17 protein-coding genes are annotated in these 15,686 nt (G+C 69.5%); 8 read left to right on the forward strand and 9 right to left on the reverse strand.

Annotated elements, in window-relative coordinates; translation table 11 throughout:
• Positions 1-247: 247 nt before the first annotated feature.
• A complete protein-coding gene (locus tag AB0B61_RS37380; RefSeq protein ID WP_358442386.1) occupies positions 248-661 on the reverse strand; it encodes a RidA family protein in 414 nt (137 codons plus the stop codon).
• Positions 662-733: 72 nt separating this feature from the next.
• Between AB0B61_RS37380 and AB0B61_RS37385 the strand changes: the two genes are divergently transcribed.
• Positions 734-1,651, forward strand: a complete 918-nt coding sequence (locus AB0B61_RS37385; RefSeq protein ID WP_358442388.1) for a LysR family transcriptional regulator — start codon at positions 734-736, stop codon at positions 1,649-1,651.
• A 234-nt stretch (positions 1,652-1,885) separates the two neighbouring features.
• Here the strand turns inward: AB0B61_RS37385 and AB0B61_RS37390 are convergent, their stop codons facing one another.
• A complete protein-coding gene (locus AB0B61_RS37390; protein WP_358442391.1) occupies positions 1,886-2,056 on the reverse strand; it encodes a hypothetical protein in 171 nt (56 codons plus the stop codon).
• 32 nt (positions 2,057-2,088) lie between these two features.
• Here AB0B61_RS37390 and AB0B61_RS37395 point away from each other — a divergent pair, with 32 nt between their 5' ends.
• From AB0B61_RS37395 to AB0B61_RS37405, 3 genes are all read left to right on the forward strand, one after another.
• Positions 2,089-2,694, forward strand: a complete 606-nt coding sequence (locus tag AB0B61_RS37395) for a sigma factor-like helix-turn-helix DNA-binding protein (RefSeq protein ID WP_358442394.1) — start codon at positions 2,089-2,091, stop codon at positions 2,692-2,694.
• Positions 2,695-2,853: 159 nt separating this feature from the next.
• On the forward strand, positions 2,854-3,189 hold the full coding sequence (locus AB0B61_RS37400; protein ID WP_358442397.1) for a metalloregulator ArsR/SmtB family transcription factor: 336 nt from the start codon (positions 2,854-2,856) through the stop codon (positions 3,187-3,189).
• Positions 3,190-3,202: 13 nt separating this feature from the next.
• On the forward strand, positions 3,203-3,712 hold the full coding sequence (locus tag AB0B61_RS37405) for an SRPBCC family protein (protein WP_358442400.1): 510 nt from the start codon (positions 3,203-3,205) through the stop codon (positions 3,710-3,712).
• Between the two features lie 4 nt (positions 3,713-3,716).
• Here the strand turns inward: AB0B61_RS37405 and AB0B61_RS37410 are convergent, their stop codons facing one another.
• Positions 3,717-4,145, reverse strand: coding sequence for a MerR family transcriptional regulator (locus AB0B61_RS37410; protein ID WP_358442402.1), 429 nt, complete (start codon positions 4,143-4,145; stop codon positions 3,717-3,719).
• Between the two features lie 55 nt (positions 4,146-4,200).
• Between AB0B61_RS37410 and AB0B61_RS37415 the strand changes: the two genes are divergently transcribed.
• Positions 4,201-5,256 (forward strand): aldo/keto reductase, encoded by a 1,056-nt coding sequence (locus tag AB0B61_RS37415; RefSeq protein WP_358442404.1) that lies wholly within the window; start codon positions 4,201-4,203, stop codon positions 5,254-5,256.
• 110 nt (positions 5,257-5,366) lie between these two features.
• Here AB0B61_RS37415 and AB0B61_RS37420 read toward each other — a convergent pair whose 3' ends face one another.
• The gene (locus AB0B61_RS37420; protein ID WP_358442407.1) at positions 5,367-6,845 is read right to left on the reverse strand and encodes a phosphodiester glycosidase family protein; all 1,479 of its coding nucleotides are present in this window, start codon (positions 6,843-6,845) and stop codon (positions 5,367-5,369) included.
• A gap of 219 nt (positions 6,846-7,064) precedes the next feature.
• Here AB0B61_RS37420 and AB0B61_RS37425 point away from each other — a divergent pair, with 219 nt between their 5' ends.
• The gene (locus AB0B61_RS37425; protein ID WP_358442409.1) at positions 7,065-7,187 is read left to right on the forward strand and encodes a hypothetical protein; all 123 of its coding nucleotides are present in this window, start codon (positions 7,065-7,067) and stop codon (positions 7,185-7,187) included.
• A gap of 234 nt (positions 7,188-7,421) precedes the next feature.
• A complete protein-coding gene (trpS, locus tag AB0B61_RS37430) occupies positions 7,422-8,384 on the forward strand; it encodes a tryptophan--tRNA ligase (RefSeq protein ID WP_358442412.1) in 963 nt (320 codons plus the stop codon).
• On the opposite strand, the gene AB0B61_RS37435 is transcribed toward trpS, so the two are convergent.
• From AB0B61_RS37435 to AB0B61_RS37450, 4 genes are all read right to left on the reverse strand, one after another.
• Positions 8,347-9,408 carry a methyltransferase gene (locus AB0B61_RS37435; protein ID WP_358442414.1) on the reverse strand — a complete coding sequence of 354 codons (1,062 nt, stop codon included), beginning with the start codon at positions 9,406-9,408 and terminating at the stop codon, positions 8,347-8,349. The genes trpS and AB0B61_RS37435 overlap by 38 nt on opposite strands.
• Positions 9,409-9,440: 32 nt before the next feature.
• Positions 9,441-11,057: a PucR family transcriptional regulator ligand-binding domain-containing protein gene (locus AB0B61_RS37440; protein ID WP_358442417.1), complete on the reverse strand. Its 1,617-nt coding sequence runs from the start codon at positions 11,055-11,057 to the stop codon at positions 9,441-9,443.
• Between the two features lie 61 nt (positions 11,058-11,118).
• The gene (locus AB0B61_RS37445; RefSeq protein ID WP_358442420.1) at positions 11,119-12,738 is read right to left on the reverse strand and encodes an AMP-binding protein; all 1,620 of its coding nucleotides are present in this window, start codon (positions 12,736-12,738) and stop codon (positions 11,119-11,121) included.
• Positions 12,739-12,751: 13 nt separating this feature from the next.
• A complete protein-coding gene (locus tag AB0B61_RS37450; protein WP_358442423.1) occupies positions 12,752-13,459 on the reverse strand; it encodes a TetR/AcrR family transcriptional regulator in 708 nt (235 codons plus the stop codon).
• Between the two features lie 55 nt (positions 13,460-13,514).
• Here AB0B61_RS37450 and AB0B61_RS37455 point away from each other — a divergent pair, with 55 nt between their 5' ends.
• Entirely contained in the window at positions 13,515-14,972 is a 1,458-nt protein-coding gene (locus AB0B61_RS37455) for an MFS transporter (protein ID WP_358442426.1), read from the forward strand.
• Here the strand turns inward: AB0B61_RS37455 and AB0B61_RS37460 are convergent.
• Positions 14,969-15,667 (reverse strand): alternative oxidase, encoded by a 699-nt coding sequence (locus AB0B61_RS37460; RefSeq protein ID WP_358442428.1) that lies wholly within the window; start codon positions 15,665-15,667, stop codon positions 14,969-14,971. The two genes, AB0B61_RS37455 and AB0B61_RS37460, sit on opposite strands and share 4 nt — an antisense overlap.
• Positions 15,668-15,686: the final 19 nt, after the last annotated feature.

Here is a 15,686-nt window from a genome sequence, read left to right on the forward strand (position 1 = left end):
CCCGGAAGTTAAGCTTCCCAGCGCCGATGGTACTGCACTCGGGAGGGTGTGGGAGAGTAGGTCACCGCCGGACAATCTTTGATTGCGGAAAAGGGCTCCACGCACACGCGTGGGGCCCTTTTCTGCGTTCCGGGTCGTTCACACCGATACTGGCCCGGCGGACCCGCATGTGCGCCCACGCTGGCAGCGGACCGGCGGACCTGCACGTGCGCTCACGCCGGTACCGGATCGACGGAGTCGTGTGCGCTTACATCGCGACCGCTCTGCGGAGCCGTGCGTACACCTCGATCTCGAAGCGCATGCGGGGATCGGAGAGGCCGCACACGAGCATCGTCGCCGCTGGGCGGATCTCGCCGAAGCAGCGGCGGAGGGTTGGCCAGCACGGCTCGAAGTCCGCCCGATCGGGTAGCAGGTAGCGGACCCGGACGACGTCGGCGAACGTGCAGCCTGCTTCGGTCAGCGCCGTCCCGACGTTGCGCAGGCTCTGCTCGGCCTGTTCGACGACGTCGTCGGAGATCGTCATGGTCGCGTAGTCGAACCCGGTGGTCCCTGAGACGTGGACCCAGTCGCCGTCCACCACGGCCCGGGCATATCCGATCTGCTCCTCGAAGGTGGAGCCGCTGAAGATCGCGCGTCGTGCTTCTGTCAGTTCTTCTGTCACACCCGGAAGGCTAGGCGAGCTGCCGCGATACGTCTAAGACGTTTCACCGGATGATGTGATATCTCTGCGCGTATGGAACGTCCTCAGCTCGCGCTGCATCAGCTCTACGCGTTCGCCGTTCTGGCCGAGGAACTGCACTTCGGGCGGGCCGCCATCCGGCTGGGTGTCGCGCAGCCGCCGCTGAGTCAGCAGATCAGGCGGCTGGAGGAGAGGGTGGGGCATCCGCTGTTCGAGCGAGGGCCCGGTGGGGTCGCCCTGACGTTGGCGGGTCATGAACTGCTGCCTGCCGCTCGGCGTGCGCTCGGCGAGATCGCGGATGGGCTGGAGGCGGCGCGGCGCGTCGGTGAGGGAGAGGCCGGGCGGATCCGGGTCGGGTTCGCGGCGTCGCTGGCGTTGACGATTCTGCCGGGGATGTTGCGGGCCTATCGGGACCGCTATCCAGGGGTCGAGATGGAGATCAGGGAGATGACGACGGCGCCGCAGGTGGCCGCGCTCCTGGAGCGGTCGATCGACGTCGGGCTCCTGCGGGAGCCGCCTGACGATCCGGGGCTGGCCGCCGAGACTGTGTTTTCGGAGGAGTTCGTGGTGGTTCTGCCGGTTGGTCATGTTCTGGCCGGGCAGCGGGTGGTTCCTGTCGCGGCGCTGGCGGAGGAGCCGTTCGTGCTGCTGAACCGGGACGCGGGGCCGACGGTTCACGATCGGATCGTGGGTCTGTGCCGGTCGGTGGGGTTCGAGCCGCGCATCGGTCAGTACGCGGTGGAGTGGGCGACGGTCTCCGCGCTGGTCGAGGCGGGGCTCGGGGTGTCCCTCGCCCCGGCGAGCGTGCGCCGGATCCGGCTCAAGGGGGTGGCCTATCGCCGCATCGAGCCGGACAGCGTGCGCACCACGGTGGCGATGTGCTGGCGGCGAGATGATGCGGATCCGCTGGTCGCTCGTTTTCTGGAGGTGGGTAGGAAGAGCCTCTTTCCGAGAACAAGGGCCAGATCGTGACGTACGGGCAGCTCAGCACTTCCGAGAACAGGGCGTGTATATGGGTGACGTTTCCTTCACGACCGGCTGTTTCGGGAGTGCTCGGTCGTGGACGATGACCGGCTGGCCGGTCGTCGATGTCGCCCATGTCGGGCCTCAGGCGGAGGGAGCGCGCGAGGGTGCTGGAACGTCTGCTCGCGTGCAGCGACCTGGCACTTGAGGCGTACGCCAGCCGGTGGCCGGCGTACGCCTCTGTCAGGGTTGGGCGTCGAGCCACTCCTGGAAGGTGAGGCCGGCGAGCTTGGCATGCGGGCTGGGCAGGAACCCGCCGCGGGCGGCAGTCTCGGCGTCGGGCAGGCCGGAGCCGTCGACGCCGACGACCTTGATGCCCCGACGGGCGCCGAGGAGTGTGGCCGCCTCGGCCATGGTCTCCTTGCGGGGTCCGGCGACCGCCTGATGTGGCCGAGGACGTCGAGCTCGCCGAGAGTGTCTCGATGGCGATGCTAATGGTGCTGGAGACGCTTCAGCCGACCGAGCGGGCGGTGTTCGTGCTGCGCGAGGTGTTCGATCTGGAGTACGACGAGATCGCCGAAGCCGTCGACAAGAGCCCGGCGGCGGTCCGCCAGCTCGCCTACCGGGCGCGGGCACACGTCGCCGCGCGCCGACCACGCGGCATCGCCTCCCCGGCCGAGACCCGAGCCGCGCTTCAGGCCTTCCAACGCGCGATCGAAACCGGCGACCTGCAGAGCCTGCTCGACATCCTCGCGCCGGACATCGTCGCCCTGAGCGATGGCGGCGGGGTCAAACATGCCCTGCTTCGGCCCGTCGTGGGGGTCGGCCAGGTGGCTCGCCTGCTGGCCGTCGGCTGGTGGAAGCGCGACGCCGAAAGGTCGGTCGAGCTGGTACAGATCAATGGTGGCCCGGGGCTGCTCGTCCGAGTCAATGGAGAGATCGACGGCGTGGTGGCGGTGCGGCTCGAGAACGGTTACATCACTGGCGCCTACCATGTGCGCAATCCCGAGAAGCTGTCGCGTGTGGAGCGTGAGACCGCCGTGAGCCGCTGAGGCGCAACGACCCGGCACATCCTCGGCCGACAGCGGCGGGATCACCACCGCGTCGACCTGGTCGAGCCGCGGCCCACTGAGGTCAAGAAGCGGCGACGTTCGGCCGCTGAGGCCTTCATGCCTTGATGCGTACATACGCCATGAGGTATGTTGGCTGGTATGAGCGATGTGATCTGGGCGGCTCTCGTGGATCCCCACCGGCGAGCTGTGCTCGATCTGCTGCGGGAGCGGGATCGGTCGGTCACGGAGCTGGTCGACGAGCTCGGTGTCACCCAGCCCACCGCGTCCAAGCATCTCCGGGTGCTCCGGGCGGCGGGGCTGGTCCGGGTGCGCAAGGACGCCCAGCGTCGCATCTACGCGATCGATCTGGAGACGCTCGTCGAGCTCGATCGGTGGCTGGCTCCGTATCGGCGACTCTGGAACGACCGGCTCGACACCCTCGGACGCCACCTCGACGAGACGGACACCGGCGCACACATCGGTAAGCAGACATAGGCAAGGAGTCATGATGGACCGCGGCACATACGTCGAGATCGACGGCCGTCCGGCCGTACGCTTCCAGCGGACCTACCCCCACCCGATCGAGCGGGTCTGGCGGGCGGTGACCGAGCCGGGTGAGCTGGCTCACTGGTTCCCGCAGGCCGTGACGATGGACGCGCGGGAAGGCGGGAAGATCGAGTTCTCCGACGATCCGCATATGGACGGCATCACCGGCACCATCCTGGTCTGGGATCCGCCGCGGCGCTTCGCCTTCACGTGGGGCGGTGACGAGCTGCGGCTGGAGCTGGCGCCTGACGGTGCTGGTGGGTGTACGTTCACGCTGGTCAACGTGATCCAGGCGCGGGACGCGGCGGCGCGCAACGCGGCAGGATGGGCGGTGTGCCTGGCCGAGCTGGACAAGGTCGTGGCCGGGCAGCCGGCCGGCGGGCCGCACAGCGAGAGCGCCGAGTCGTGGCGTGAGCACTACGACGCCTATGTCGCGGACGGCCTGCCGTCGGGCGCCGAGATTCCCCAGTAGCGTCCTAGCTGGGCCCTTCGTCCGCAGGGAGAGCTTCCCTGTTGCACGAGTGGTCGGCCGTGCCCTCGTCGATGAGGTCCTCGTACACCCCGACCTTGTAGTTGATCAGGTCCATGCACTCGCTGAGGTTCGCCATCTGGGCGATCAGATACTCGCGGTGCCGTCTCAGCACGGCGAGCCGTTCCGCCTCGTTCCCCGCGCCCTCTCTGACCAGCTCGGTGTAGCGGCGGATCGCCGCCAGCGGCATGTCGGAGGCGCGCAGGACCATGCACAAAGTCAGCCACTCGATGTCCTGCTCGCTGTAGACGCGGTTCCCGCCGGCCCCGCGGCGCACCGGACTGTGCAGGATGCCCTCGCGCTCGTAGAAGCGCAGCGTGTGAATGCTCAACCCGGTCCGCTCCGCGACCTGTCCAATGCTCAAAATATCCGGCATGCCGTACAGGTTAGGGCTTGATCTAGAGGCGGCTCTAGATCCTAGGATGCCGCGCATGACCATGCGTTACCGCACTCTCGGCGGCACCGGCATAGACGTAAGCGTCCACTGTCTCGGCGCGATGATGTTCGGTGCTGTCGGCAACAAGGACCACGATGACTGCGTGCGCATCATTCACGCCGCGCTCGACCGGGGGATCAACTTCATCGACACCGCGGACATGTACTCCGCGGGTGAGTCCGAGGAGATCGTCGGCAAGGCGCTCGAGGGACGCCGCGACGATGTCGTACTCGCCACCAAGGTGCACTTTCCCATGGGGGAGGGTCGCAACCGGGGCGGCAATTCGCGGCGCTGGATCGTCAAGGAGGTCGAGGAGAGCCTGCGGCGCCTGCGGACCGACTGGATCGACCTCTACCAGGTACATCGCCCCGACCACACGACCGACATCGAGGAGACGCTCTCCGCGCTGACCGACCTGGTACGCGCGGGCAAGATCCGGGCCTTCGGCTGCTCGACCTTTCCGGCCGACGAGATCGTCGAGGCGTATCACGTCGCCGAGCGGCGGGGCCTCCAGAGGTTCAGGACCGAGCAGCCGCCCTACTCGCTGCTCGCCCGGGGGATCGAAGCCTCGGTGCTGCCGGTCTGCCGGCGCCTCGGGATGGGGGTGCTGACCTGGAGCCCGCTCGCGTCCGGCTTCCTGAGCGGCAGGTACAGGAAGGGGCAGGCCATCGATCTCACCACCGGCCGCGCCTCGCTCACGCCGGCCCGGTTCGATCCCTCGATCCCTGGGAACGCGGCCAAGTTCGACGCGGTGGAGGAGCTGGCGGAGGTCGCGGACGGCCTCGGGTGCTCGTTGCCCGAGCTGGCTGTGGCCTTCTGCGCGGCACATCCGGGCGTCACGTCGGTGATCACTGGGCCCAGGACCATGGAACAGCTGGAGTCGCTGTTGAAGGGGGCTTCACTGACGCTTGACGACGCGGTCCTCGACCGCATCGACGAGATCGTGCCGCCGGGGGCCAACCTCTACCACCCGGACGGTGCCTGGACGCCGCCAGCGCTGTCGGATCCTGCCCGGCGTCGCCGGCCGCTGGTGGAGCGCGCCGCGGGCTGATCGGCCGCATGACGCCCGTCGTGGGTGGGGTTTTGGGGAGTGATGCCCCTTCCGGGGGAGCGGAAGGGGACGGCCCGTCGTGGTTGGGGTCCCTCCGGGGCCCCAACCGGCTACTTCGGCAGGACCAGCAGGGCGTCGCCGACGCCGCGCTCCACCCCGTCGGACGGACGGTTGACCAGCTTGTTGCCCACCACCATCGCGGTGGAGCCGCCGCCGTCCAGGTTGACCGCCTGCTTGGCGCCCAGCCAGCGCATGAACTGTGCCGCCTCGATGAAGTTGGCGCCCACCGACACGCCGGGCTGCCGGCCGTCGATGGTCGCCAGGATCAGGCTGCCGTTGCGGGTGGTGCCCAGCAGCGTGCGGGGGTGGCGGCGGAGGATCATGTTCACGGAGTCGTGGCCGTCGCGCTTGGCGGTGATCTTGACGTGGCCGTTCCTGACCAGGCCGACGTTGCCGCCGATGACGCTCAGGTCGGGGGTCAGCTTGAGGGCCTTGCCCGCCCGTACGTCCACGACCTTGGTGTCGACCTTGACGGTTCCGCCTTCCGCCGCGTGCGCGTTCAGCCATTCGGCGGCGATTCCGGCGGAGCCGTGCAGGACCCGGGAGCCGGCCGGTACCTCGGCGCCCGGTGCGCGTAGTGCCACGACCTTGTCGTTGGCGTCGAGCACGGCGTCGGCGCCGTTGTCCGTGGGCGTCTTGGCGCCGTACTCCGCGGTGTAGAGGATCAGCTCGTCGGCCGCCGCGGCGCGGTTGACGCCGTTGACCACCAGCTTCTGGCCGTCCTGCGCGATCGCGGTCACGGTCGACTTGAGCTCGGTGATGCGGGCCGTACGACCCTTGAGTACGACGGCGGAGCGGCCGGGCACGGCCTCGCTGAGCAGTCTGCCGCCGACCACCGAGATGCCGACCGGCTCTCCGCGCAGGTTCTTGGCGGTGTGGATGTTGAAGAAGCCGCCGTTCACGGCCGCGAGTGCCTTGCCGGCCTTGGCCATCGAGGAGACGGTCTCGCGGGCGGCGACGCTGGTGCCGAGCGTGGAGCTGTACGAGCCGCGGAACTTCCTGGCGTCGATCATGACGACCTTGACGTCCCAGGGCCCGGTGGTCTTCATGCCGTCGTCGCCGACGTAGTCGACCCTGACCTTCAGCCCGGCGTCCTTGAGCTTCTTGGCCGTCTCGGCGGCCTTGTCCTTCTCCTCGAACTTCCAGAGCCCGACCCGCACCATGTAGACGGTCTGGGCGTCGGCGTCGGCGACCTTCGGCCGGACGACCTTCTGCAGGCTGGCGGTCTCGCCTGTGGCCTCGACCTCGGCGACCTTGGCCTCGGCCGTCTGCTGCATGCCGTAGTCGCGGCCGCTCGGCATCAGCACCGTGACGGTGAAGCCGTCGGTCGCCTTGCCCGCCTTCACGTTCCACAGGTCGATGCCCGGCGCCACGCTGGTCATCGTCTTGGCCGGTACGGCCGGGACACCCAGCGGGAACTTGGCCGAGGGGAACGAGACCGAAACCTGCTCGGCGGCCGCGCTGGGTACGGCCGTCGCCGTAAGGACCGTGGCTATCGAAAGGCCGACGGCGAAGGTGCGTCGAGACATGAAAACTCCAGAGGGCGGGCAAAGGAACCGACCCATCCTGGCGAGATCATGGTGGCGGAGGCAGGGAAACACGCTAAACGGTCTGAGAGGTTACAAGATTGACATCCCTCGACGGATTTTCCTGCGCGCACTGTGGGCGCGGCGTTACCGTGCGGTAGGCCGCGACCGAGCGGCGCACCAGTCCGAGAGGCAGCCGTGATGGGGCTGAGCATCCTCCTTGTGATCATCGCGAGCGTGGTTCTGGGGTTCATCCTGGGCGCGTTCGTCACCCGTCCGCGCGGATGGGTGATGTACCCCGACGACCGGACCCGCCCCGACGTGACGCGCGATCCTCACGAGTGACCACGAGCCGGCGCAAGCCGCACAGCTTCTGGGTTCTGTGCGGCTTGCGCCTATCCCTACAAGGCCTATCCCTACAAGTACGCCGACCCATACAATGGGGCGCATGACACGCATCAGCATGTGGTGGCGGCCGACAGACGGCCGCTGATCTCCGCATGCTCGGGCCGTCCTCAGGACGGGCCCGGTGCGTGGGTTCTTCTTCAGGACGGCATGACCTGAAGAAAGGAACCTGTCATGGACCACGTCGTGCTCACCGGAGACCGCCCGACAGGGCCGCTCCACCTGGGCCACTACTTCGGCACGCTGGCCAACCGCGTCGCCTTGCAGGACGTCCACCCGATGTACGTGCTGGTCGCCGACTATCAGGTGATCACCGATCGGGATCTTCCCGGCGCGATCCAGCAGAACATCACCGCCTTGATCCTCGACTACCTGGCCATCGGGCTCGACCCCGCGAAGGTGACGATCTTCCAGCACAGCGCGATCCCCGAGCTCAACCAGCTGCTGCTGCCCTTCCTCAGCCTGGTGTCCGTGGCCGAGCTGAGCCGCAACCCGACCGTCAAGGACGAGATCGCGCACAGTACGCAGCAGGCGGTCAACGGCCTGATGTTCACCTATCCGGTGCATCAGGCGGCCGACATCCTGTTCTGCAAGGGCACGCTGGTGCCGGTCGGCAAGGACCAGTTGCCGCATGTGGAGGTGACCCGGCTGGTGGCGCGGCGCTTCAATGAGCGCTACGGTCCCGTCTTCCCGGTGCCGGAGGCCATGATGGGCGTGCGGCCGCTGCTCAAGGGCCTGGACGGCGGCAAGATGAGCAAGAGCCGGGGCAACGCGATAGCCCTGTCCGCCACCGAGGACGAGACGGCGGCGCTGATCCGGGCGGCCCGTACCGACTCCGAGCGGCTCATCACCTTCGACGAGGCGAACCGGCCGGAGGTGGCGAACCTGCTCACCCTGGCCGGCCTCTGCCTCGGCCGCGCGCCGGAGTCCATCGCCGACGAGATCGGGAACGGCGGGGCCGCCGCGCTGAAACGGCTGGTCACCGAGGCGGTCAACGAGTTCCTGCGCCCGATGAGGAAGCGCCGCCTTGAGCACTCGGCGGCCGATGCCAGGCAGGTGCTGACGGACGGCAACGAGCGCGCCCGTGAGCGGGCGATCGTCACGCTCGGGGAGGTACGAGCGGCGATGGGCTTCTAGCGGGCAAGTACGAAGCGATGGCCAGCTCGGTGGCCGGGGATCTCAGGGGGCGGCGGTGCCGCGGTCTGGTGAAGCCGGCCTCCCTGAGCAGGCGGGCCACTTCCTTGTAGGTACGTATCCGGCCGCCGCCCGCCACCAGGTAGTTGAGGTGGAGCAGGTCGAGCAGGGTACGGCTGGCCCGGCCCGGCATGAGGCTGTCACCGAACTGGTCACCGATCGCGATCGTGCCGCCGGGGTTGAGCGCCTTGGACAGCCGCCCCAGCAGGGTGACCAGCTCCTGGTCGTCGAGACAGTGCATGATGTTGAACAGCAGGATCACGTCGTACCCGCCGCCCAGGTCCGCGTCGAGGAACGAGCCGGCCCGCAGCGTCAGCCGGGGGTGGGCCGCCGCCGATGCGAGGGCCTCGGGCAGGTCGATCACGGTGCCCCGCAGGCCCGGGTGCCGTCGCAGCAGCTCCACGCTGTAGCGGGCATGGCCGCCGCCCACGTCCAGCATGCGCGTGGCGCCCGCGGGGACCGGGATGGCGGCCGCGGTGGCGGGTGCCTGGCGGCCGGCCACGGCGGCGGTCCACGCCTGGAACGAGCGCGACAGTTCGGGGTCGCTCTCCGTCAGCGCGTACAGCGAGGTGATGGGCGACCCGTCACGCACGGTCCGTTCGAGCTGGGGCCAGATCACGCAGGCGGTGCGCTCCCAGAAGTACAGGCCCTCGGCCAGGCAGGCGGGGGAGTCGGCGGTGAGCCAGACCCGCGCCGTGCGGGTCAGCCGGTAGCGGTCACGTCGCGCGCGCAGGTAGCCGAGCCCGGTCAGCCCGCGCAGCAGCACGTCCGTCGCGTGCGGGTCCAAGCCGAGCGATTCCGCGAGGTCGGCGGCGGTCGCGGGGCCGCCGCGCAGGGCGTCGAAGAGGCCGAGCCGCATCCCCGCGATCAGCGCGTGCAGGCCCATGACGCCGAAGTAGTCGAGCATCGGGGGCAGGATCGACAGGCGGTGCGCCGCCGCTTCCAGGGGATTGACGAATAAGGGCACATCGCGACGGTAAGCCGTGAGGCAGAGAAATGTTATCTGCTGTCCCGGCGGAACGACTCCAGCGCCAGCAGCGCCACGTGCAGCGACAGGCACGACTCGACGTCGTCCAGGTCGGTGTCGAGGATGCGTTCGAGGCGGCGCAGCCGGTCGTAGAAGGCGGGCCTGGACAGGTGGGCCTTCTGGGCGGCCACCGCCTTGTTGCGCCCCGCGTCCAGGTAGATGCGCAGGATGCGGGCCAGGTCGCCGCCCCGCTGCGCGTCGTGCGCCAGCAGCGGTCCGAGCTCGCGCTCGGCGAACGTCTGCAGCCTGGCGTCGTCGCGCAGCAGGTGGAGCAGCCCGCGCAGGCGCAGGTCGGGCAGCCGGTAGAAGGCCCGGCCGTCGGGCTGCCGGACGGCCACGTCGGCGACCTGCTCGGCTTCGAGGAAGCTGCGGCGTACGTCCCTGATCGACTCCACCACCGAGCCCGAGGCCAGCACGAACGCGGCGCCGGGCTTCCACAGGACGCGCAGCCGGTCGGCGAGCGCGGTCAGCGCGGGCTCGGCGCCTGAGCGCGGGGGCAGGGGGAGCAGGACGCCGACCCGGTCCTGGTCGAGCGCGCCCACGAGGGCGGGCAGCCGGGCGTCGCGGCAGGCGGCGGCGGTGGCCTCGGCCAGCTCGCCGAGCTGCGCCTGCCCGTCGAGCGCCTGCTCGACGGGGTCGGTCGGCCGGATGACGACGCTGACCAGCTTGCGCCCGGTGAGCGGCACGCCCACGGCGCGGGCACGGGCGGCGGCCTCGTCCGGATCGGCGTAGGCGTGGGTGAGGATGCCGGTGATGATCGTGCCGTGCGCCTGGCGTTCGAGGGACTCCTGGTGGCGTTCGAGCAGGCGGCCCAGGGCGAGCGTGGTGGCGGCGCGCTCGGCGAGCACCAGGTCGCGGGGCGACGGCGGGCTCTCGCAGATCAGGATCAGCCGCCCCCAGTCCTGTCCGCGCGCGCCGACCGTGGTGACCAGCCAGCCGGAGGCGGCGTCGTAGGCGGTCCGCTCGGCCGGTGCGACCGCGCGTGACCTGCTCTCCCAGCCGGCCAGCAGCGCGCCGGCGTCGCGGCCCGCTGACTCGCAGGCCAGCACCTGGTGGGCGAGGTTCTCCAGCAGGACCGGGCGGCTGGACAGCCGGGCCACCTGGACGAGCACCTCGGCGGGTGAGGCGCCCTCCACGGACAGCTCGGTGAAGACCTCGTGCAGTTGCTCGGAGGCGCGCAGCTCCTCCAGCTGGATGTCGATGATCCGCTCGTGCACGGACTCGGTGATCTGCACGAACGGCGTCTCGCGGGTCAGCACGATCAGCGGTAGCCCGTGCTCCTCCGCCGTCTTGACCACCGCGCGGGGCAGCTCGCGGACGAATCGGCGGCCCAGCTCGACGATCAGCCCGGAGGCGCCGACGGCGGACAGCTCACCGATGTAGTCGGCGAGCTTCTCCGGGTCCTCGGGCAGCGCCACTCCGGTGGTGAGCACCAGCTCCCCGCCGCGGAGCAGGTGGGCGATGTCGGCGATCTCGCCGACGTGCACCCACCGCACCTTGGTGTCCAGCCGGTCGCCGCCCGCGACCACGCGCGGGTTACCGCGGCGGACGGTGTCCAGGGCGAGGACGTCGGCGATGGTGGGCAGCACGCGCCCGAGCCTAGCCGATCAGCCTGTAAGATCGGATAGGCACCGATTTACAGAGTGCCGGTCACGAGCCCAGTTCGTCCTCCCTGAACTCCCGGGCGGCCTTCCGCTCCCGCAACTCCACTCGCCGGATCTTGCCGGAGATGGTCTTGGGCAACTCGCCGAACTCCAGCCTGCGCACGCGCTTGTACGGCGCCAGCTCGCGCCGCGCGTGCTCGAAGATGGAGCGGGCCGTCGCCTCGTCCGCCTCGAACCCGGGCGCCAGCGTCACGTAAGCCTTGGGTACGGCCAGGCGCACCGGATCGGGCGCGGGCACCACGGCCGCCTCCGCGACGGCCTCATGCTCCAGGAGTACGCTCTCCAGCTCGAAGGGTGAAATGCGGTAGTCGGAGGCTTTGAAGACGTCGTCGGTCCTGCCGACGTAGGTGATGTAGCCGTCGCCGTCACGGGTCGCGACGTCGCCCGTGTGGTAGTAGCCGCCCCGCATCGCCTCACTAGATCCACCGACATATCCGGACATGAGGCCGAGGGGGCGGTCGGTCAGCGGCAGGCAGATCTCGCCGTCGTCGCCCTCCTCCCCGGTGATCGGGTCGAGCAGCACGACGTCGTAGCCGGGCAGCGGCCGGCCCATCGACCCCGGCTTGACCGGCTCACCGGGTACGTTGCCCACCTGGGCGGTGGTCTCGGTCTGGCCGTAGCCGTCCCTGATCGTCAGCCCCCACGCCTTGGCGACCTGGTCGATGATCTCCGGGTTGAGCGGTTCGCCCGCCGCGACGGCCGTACGCAATGGCAGCCGCCACGCCGCCAGGTCCTCCTGGATGAGCATCCGCCACACGGTCGGCGGCGCGCAGAACGTGGTGACCCGCTCGTCGCGCAGCACCTCCAGCAGGGCGATGGCGGAGAAGCGCTGGTAGTCGTGGATCAGTACGGTGGCGCCCGCGTTCCACGGCGCGAACACGTTGCTCCACGCGTGCTTGGCCCAGCCGGGCGAGGACACGTTGAGGTGCACGTCGCCGGGCCTGAGCCCGATCCAGAACATGGTCGACAGGTGCCCCGCCGGATAGGAGGCGTGCGTGTGCTCGACCAGCTTGGGCTGCGAGGTCGTGCCCGAGGTGAAGTAGAGCAGCAGGGTGTCGCCGGCCCGGGTCGGCCCGTCGGGGGTGAAGTCCGCGGCCGCCTCGCGGGTCTCGGCGTAGGGCAGCCAGCCGTACGCGTCGCCGACCGCGATCCTGGTGTAGCCGCCGTCGCCGAACTTGCCCGCGTCGGAGGCGTTCGCGATCACGTGGGAGACGCCGCCGCGTTCGACGCGCTCGACGATGTCCTTGGCGGTCAGCAGCGTCGTGGCGGGGATGATCACCGCGCCCAGCTTCATGGCCGCCAGCAGCGACTCCCACAGCTCGGCCTGGTTGCCCAGCATGAGCAGGATCCGGTCGCCCCGTCGTACGCCCTGCTCGCGCAGCCAGTTGGCCACCTGGTTGGAGCGGGCGGACAGCTCGGCGAAGGTGTAGGTGACCTTGCCGACGATCTTCAGCGCGACCGCGTCGGGGGTCTCGGCGGCCAGGACGCCGTCGAACCAGTCGAGCGCCCAGTTGAAGTCCGTCAGCTCCGGCCAGCGGAACTCGCGGCGAGCCGTCGGATAGTCGGCTTCGAGGAGGAGGTCACGTGCGGCACGGAAATCGCTCATGTTCGGGATCCTGCTACGTCACCAGCCGCCTCTCAAGGCCGTCGAGCACCGACACGAGACCGAAGTCGAAGCACAGCTCGCGCATCGCGCGTGGATCCTCGTAGTCGGTGGCGATGATCGCCTCCGAGAGGTCGGGGTAATCGGCCGCGGCCTTGGCGACGGTCTGGCGGAGCTCGTCCCCGTCGTAGTCGTAGCCCGCCATCGCGGTGTCCCAGGCGACCTCGGGGATCGTCATGCCGAACACGAAGGCGGTGAGCGCCGCGTTGGCGTAGTCGATGTCCGCCCCCGCGAACCCGGCCAGCTTGAACGTCCTGCGCGTCTGGTCGGAGATCATGAGCGCGTTGGGCCCCAGCGCCGGCAGGCGGCCGATGAGGTCGGCCGACCACCGATGCCGCAGGATCACCTGGCGCATGCTGTGGGCCATGACCGAGGCGGCGTCGCGCCAGCCCACCTCCTCGGGGTCGGGGGCCGTCATCTCGCCCCAGATCTCGTCGTAGACCAGCTCCAGCAGCTCGTCCTTGTTGGCCACGTACCAGTAGAGGCTGGTCGCCCCCGCGCTGAGCTTCGCCCCGAGCTTGCGCATGCTCAGCCCGGCCAGGCCCTCGTCGTCGAGCAGCTCGATGGCGGCCGTGACGATCTCCGCGCGGCTGCGGCCGGGGCCGGGGCTGGCCGGCTTGCGCTGCTCGCGGAACCACACGGAGTTGTACTGCTTGCTGGTCACACCTCCAGGATAATTCCACTCGCACACTGTACGAGGTTTGTCGTACGGTGTGCGAGTGGAATCGAACACTGTGCGAGATCCCCGTCGTTGGTGGATTCTCGGTGTCCTCTGTCTGTCCCTGTTGGTCCTGGTCGTCGACAACACTGTCCTCAACCTGGCCATCCCCAAACTGATCAAGGATCTGGGCGCGAGCCCCGGCGACATCCAGTGGATCATTGACGCCTACGTGCTGGCCTACGCCGGTCTGCTGCTCACCGCGGGCAGCCTGTCCGACCGGTTCGGGCGCCGGCGGTTCCTGATCATCGGCCTGCTGTTCTTCGGCGGCGCGTCGCTGCTGGCGGTGCTGTCGTCCGAGCCGTGGCAGGTGATCGGCTCGCGGGCTCTCATGGGCATCGGCGGGTCGCTCCTGATGCCCTCGACGCTGTCCATCCTGATGACCGTCTTCGACGAGGAGGAGCGGCGCAAGGCCATGGCCGCGTGGAGCGCCGTCGCCATGGTGGGGGTGATCGCCGGCCCCACGCTGGGCGGCTTCCTGCTCGACCACTACTGGTGGGGCTCGGTCTTCCTGCTGAACATCCCCATCGCCCTGGTCGCGGTCGTGGCCGCCGTGACGCTGATGCCGGAGACCCGCAGCGCGGGCCGGAAGATCGACCCGGTGGGCGTGGTGCTGTCGATCATCGGTCTGACCTCGGCCGTCTACGTCATCATCGAGCGCGAGTGGAACCCGGTCGGCATCGCCATCGCCGTGGTCGCGCTCGGCGCGTTCGTGATCTGGGAGCGGCGCTCGGAGCACCCGATGCTGCCGCTCGAACTGTTCAGGAACCGCAACTTCAGCGGGGCGTCGTTCTCGATCCTGCTGATGTCGTTCGGGGCCGGGGCCGTGATGCTGATGCTCACGCAGTATCTGCAGTTCGTGCTCGGCTACGGGCCCATGCAGGCCGGTCTCGCGCTGCTGCCCTACGCCATCGCCGCGACCGTCTTCAACGTGGTCGGCGCCGGACTGGGCCAGAAGGCCAGCAACCGGGTGCTGATCTCCACGGGGCTGGTGGTCATGTGCGGCGGTTTCGTGGTGCTCGCGACGACCACCGGCTACGTCGCGGTGCTCACCGCGCTGCTGATCATGGGCGTCGGTGGCGGCCTGGCCGGGCCCGCGGCCTACGCGTCGCTGATGGGGGCCATCCCCATGGAGCACGCGGGTGTCGGCTCCGCGCTGAACGACACCGTGCAGCAGGTCGGCATGGCCATGAGCATCGCCATCCTGGGCAGCGTGCTGGCCGGGGTGTTCACCTCGGCGATGCCCGCCGACGCGCCCGAGGCGGCCAGGGAGTCGATCGGCGGCGCCTTCAACCTGGGCATCGTGGAGCCCGCCCGCGCGGCCTTCACCGACGCCATGCACTTCGGCTCCTGGGTCGGGGCCGGGTTCTGCGTGGCGGCCGCGCTGCTCGCTCTCGCGGTGCTGCGGCCGGCCGCTCCCGCCGTCACCGCCGACACCACCGAGTCCGCCCCGGTCTAGCGGATGCGGGGCTCGCGCATGGCCTCCAGGCTGTCCAGTTTGTGCGTCCGCTCGTCGTGGCCGACCTGCCGCAGCAGGTCGGCCACCGAGCGGTAGCGGCCGTACTCGGCGGCGTAGGTGCCCGGGTCGGGGACGAAGTCCAGGCCGGGGTTGTCCGCCACGAACGTCATGTACTCGTGCTCCGCGTGGTCCTCGAACTCCGCGTTCAGCCGGTAACTCCAGTCGGGCCGGACCAGGAACAGCACCCACGACACGTGGTAGTAGAAGAACGAGATCAGCCACGGCGCCGCCCGGTGCAGCAGCCAGGTCTGCTTGAACCCGTGCCGCTGGACGAGGTCCTGCATGATCAGCAGGTGCCACTGCTCGTTGTCCTGATCGGTGCGGGCCTCCACGATGCGCTCGAAGACCCGCCTGGCCAGGCCCGAGCGGCCCGCGTGGCGGTGTACGGCCCAGTAGCCCATGCGCTCCCACGCCTGGTACGGCACGCGGGCGATGATCTCCAGCATGGCGAACTTGGTGAACGAGCCCTGCTTGCCGTACATGAGGTCGACGGGCTTGAACATCATCTTGGCCAGCGGGCTGTACTTCATGCGCGGGGTGTCGAGCGTGTCCCGCTGGGCTTGGCGCAGCTGGTCGCGGTCGAGCTTCGGCGGGCCGGGGTGCACGCCGGGCCGGTGGTCCACGGTGATGGTCATGTCCGCTCTCCCTGAGTCT

Origin of the sequence: Nonomuraea sp. NPDC049158 (genome assembly GCF_040648335.1) — a bacterium.
Lineage (GTDB): Bacteria > Actinomycetota > Actinomycetes > Streptosporangiales > Streptosporangiaceae > Nonomuraea.